Origin of the sequence: Microcoleus sp., assembly GCF_049646505.1 — a bacterium.
Lineage (GTDB): Bacteria > Cyanobacteriota > Cyanobacteriia > Cyanobacteriales > Microcoleaceae > Microcoleus.
The window spans coordinates 1-3,424 of record NZ_JBARVX010000101.1 but is presented as its reverse complement, the minus strand read 5'-3'; the positions used below and the strand labels follow the sequence as shown (position 1 = coordinate 3,424).

Annotated in this window: 3 protein-coding genes; 1 reads left to right on the top strand and 2 read right to left on the bottom strand. The window is 46.8% G+C overall.

Features of this window, described 5'->3' with window-relative positions; genetic code table 11:
* Window positions 1-383 precede the first annotated feature (383 nt).
* Together dcm and pyrE are read right to left on the bottom strand one after the other, a co-directional pair.
* The gene (dcm, locus tag WBA89_RS05930) at window positions 384-1,670 is read right to left on the bottom strand and encodes a DNA (cytosine-5-)-methyltransferase (RefSeq protein WP_424404676.1); all 1,287 of its coding nucleotides are present in this window, start codon (window positions 1,668-1,670) and stop codon (window positions 384-386) included.
* 175 nt (window positions 1,671-1,845) lie between these two features.
* Window positions 1,846-2,421 (bottom strand): orotate phosphoribosyltransferase, encoded by a 576-nt coding sequence (gene pyrE / locus WBA89_RS05925; protein ID WP_424404674.1) that lies wholly within the window; start codon window positions 2,419-2,421, stop codon window positions 1,846-1,848.
* An 84-nt stretch (window positions 2,422-2,505) separates the two neighbouring features.
* Between pyrE and WBA89_RS05920 the strand changes: the two genes are divergently transcribed.
* On the top strand, window positions 2,506-3,033 hold the full coding sequence (locus WBA89_RS05920; protein WP_424404672.1) for a hypothetical protein: 528 nt from the start codon (window positions 2,506-2,508) through the stop codon (window positions 3,031-3,033).
* Window positions 3,034-3,424 lie beyond the last annotated feature (391 nt).

The window sequence follows — 3,424 nt, the reverse complement described above, 5'->3', positions numbered from 1 at the left end:
ACCAGGCTCTGCCTGGTAATGCAGATCCAGAGGCTCTGCCTCTCTTTACCCCTAGGGCTTCGGGGAGAGGAGTGTGAATGATATTTCTCGTATTTCTCGTTACCAGGCTCTGCCTGGTAATGCAGATCCAGAGGCTCTGCCTCTCTTTACCCCTAGGGCTTCGGGGAGAGGAGTGTGAATGATATCGGAAACAATATCAAATCATGTGCGATCGGCATAGTAAATTCACTGTTAACTGTTGACTGTTAACCGTTAACCGTTAACCGTTAACACTTAACCTCATGTATGAGTGCAACCGGAATTTATATCAAATCATCTGCGATCGGCATAACAAAAAAGTTCGCAGTGCGGACACACAATATAATTCGCCCACCCTTGGCAATTCAAAAAGCACTAACTTTGTGTTTAATAGAAGACAAAACATTCTGCACAACCTCTTTCGCCACAGCCTTGACCACATTAATACTCACACTATTACCTAATTGATAGTAAGCCTTATCATCCTTGGGATGCAGCACAAAACCATCAGAAAAACCTTGCAAGCGCGCCGCCTCGCGGGGAGTAATTCGGCGGACTCTGCGGTTGTGATAAACACCTAATTTATTAGCATCGCTAGCAACAAGCGTTACAGAAATCTTCTGCAGATCGAGAAATTTATACACTTCAAAAGAAAAATTACCCGACACAGGCTTGTACAAATCATTTTTCCGCTGCAGGTACTTCTTAGTAACCAGCAAATCCAGAATTTCATCAAGATTGGGACGAGCAAAAAAAGTAGCGATTTGCTCTTTACTTAAAAGCTTACCATCTCGGTCAGAGCCAAACTCTTTATTGCGTCTTTTTAATATAAAAAGATTCATCAACTCAATTTCGTCTAAACTGCATTTTCCTCGCAAACCAAGTTCCCAAGAATGAATCGAATTGCCGCCGCGATAGTCAATTAACCGCATTCCGTGCAAGCGATTTAAATCATTGTTAACAATTTGTTTCAATGCCTTGACAAAATCTGGCGAACAATCATATTTTGGGTCTGGATTGTCTTCCAAAATATCTGCCACTGTGACGAGTTTACTTAACGGGGAAAATAACGATAGCTGTTGGTGGTTGCAGGAATGGGAATCTTTTGGCCCTAAGTCGGAAACTAAGTCAAATTGGGGCGAAGCATTTAAAATTCCGACTAGATAAACTCGGACGCGGTTCTGAGGTAAGCTAAAGTTAGAACTGTTGAGCAAAAAGCAATCGAAGCTGTAACCTCTACTGGTAATTTCGTGTTTAATTGTTTCGAGGGTTCTGCCGCCGTCGTGACTGACAAGTCCTCGCACGTTCTCGAAAATAAATGCTTGAGGTTTAGCGGTATCAATCAGCCTCATTATTTCAAAAAATAAGGTTCCTCTGGTATCGCCAAAACCTGCTTTTTTGCCAGCAGCGGAGAAAGACTGACAGGGGAATCCTGCTAGTAAAATATCGTGTTTTGGTAGTCGGTCAATTAGTCGGATATCGCCTAAAGGTGTGTCGGCAAAGTTTTTGCGGTAAACTAATTGAGCTTCGGGATTAATTTCGCTGCTTAAGAGGCATTCGGTTTTTAGATTCAAGGAATCAGCGGCTGACTCGAAACCCAATCTCATGCCGCCTATTCCTGAGAATAGGTCGATAAAACGGATGGTTTTCATAGCATAAAAATTGCTGTTTGAGATGGATATCTTGCAGCATTTTTAACAGGATTTAGACCCTCTTTCATACGATCCAGATCCTCTGAATATTCGTTACCAGGTAGAAGTCTTAGCCCCCCCTTACTAAGGGGGGGTTTGGGGGGGTAATATCTAGCGCTACTTTATGAAATTGGTATTATTTCTTGGTACTAATCCATTCCTTGAGATCGGCGATCGTAAAAACGGCCTGAAAATCCAATCCCTGCTCGCGATATAATTGAGCTCCACCTTGCTCTCGATCGATCAGCGACAACACGCGATCGACTTTATAACCAGCACCCCGCAGCCGTTCCACCGCCTGCATCGCCGATTTCCCCGTCGTCACCACATCCTCCAAAACCGCAACATTAGTCCCAGCGGGCAACAGCGGCCCCTCAATATAAGCCATTGTCCCGTGTCCCTTCGTCTCCTTGCGGACAATTAGCGCCGGAATCGATCGACCTTCCAGAGCCGAAACCACACTTACCGCAGTTACAATCGGGTCAGCACCCAAAGTCAAACCACCCACAGCCTGCACCTGAGCCGGCAGCATGGAGAGGAGTAAGCGCCCCGTGGCCAAAGCACCTTCAGCGTGCAGCGTCACCGGTTTGCAGTTGATATAATAAGAACTTTGCTGCCCCGAAGACAGCACAAAATCGCCCTCGCGATAGGCAAACTCGCACAACAAATCCAAAAGTCGATCGCGCAGCACCTTTAAATCAGCAGCATCCATAACTTAAACCGCGTAGAAAACAAAAATAATCCGCCGATAATCAGTCTATATTGGAACCGTAATTAATCCAGAAGCTTAAATATTATGAGTCAAAAGTTAACAACCCTTAGCCGCGCGTTAATTCTCGCTGTCGCCTCTGCCGCAATGGCATCCGTCAAAGGAGCTCAAGCAGAACCAGCTCGATTTCACCCGATTGCCGACGACTTCAACCGACAATTCTTTGAAGCTTCAGGAGACTTTTACCACAACGTCAGCTTGCAAGGTTACTTCGGCGACTATTTAGGCATCGGTGCCCCCAGCGGCGTTGTGGCCTTTCCCGAAAAAGAAATCGAGCGCGATGCCAGCCGCATCAACGGCCTCTACCGGCGAGTAATGCAGCGGCAAGTTTCCAGCGACCCGCTTCTCCGCATCCCCGATGCCATCAATCCCTTCGATTCCTCAGTCATGGCGCTGCCTCCGGCTTGCCAGCTAGCGCCTCAACCGAGCGGCTGTTTCCCCACACCCGCCGGACTCCAAGACCAGTTTCCACCTCAAAGACAGCAGCAAGACTCGCAGACAGCACCGGGTCCAGTTAGAGGACTTTATCAAGTATCGCCGGTTCGAGGAAATTAATTCCCGGTGAGACAATTGGTTCGCACTCAGGACGAAGAGTCCTGATATCGTTTCCGGTAGCATCGGAATGATTTAACCGCAGAGAACACAGAGTACACAGAGTCCGAGAATATATATCTGAATCATTCCGATGAAGAGAGGATTTGATATGATACAATGTCCGGTCAATTAACCGTAATTCCTGTAGGGGCGGGTTCGCCCTAATTTCCAACACAAAGCCGAGATTCTGGAAACCCGCCCCTCTCCTTGGGTATGACTGCGAACCTGTCAGGAACCTCAGCCTAAAGGCGTGAGGCTTGAAAGAGAAATCTCAAAGCCGTCCTGACCAGCCTAAGTCTTAACTGACTACGTTTTTTGAGTCACGACACCCTGTGGATGCGAAGCTAGTCCC

Excerpts from the sequence above, each read along its gene's own strand:
- dcm (WP_424404676.1), bottom strand. The coding sequence starts at position 1,670 with ATGAAAACCATCCGTTTTATCGACCTATTCTCAGGAATAGGCGGCATG.
- pyrE (WP_424404674.1), bottom strand. The coding sequence starts at position 2,421 with ATGGATGCTGCTGATTTAAAGGTGCTGCGCGATCGACTTTTGGATTTG.
- WBA89_RS05920 (WP_424404672.1), top strand. The coding sequence starts at position 2,506 with ATGAGTCAAAAGTTAACAACCCTTAGCCGCGCGTTAATTCTCGCTGTC.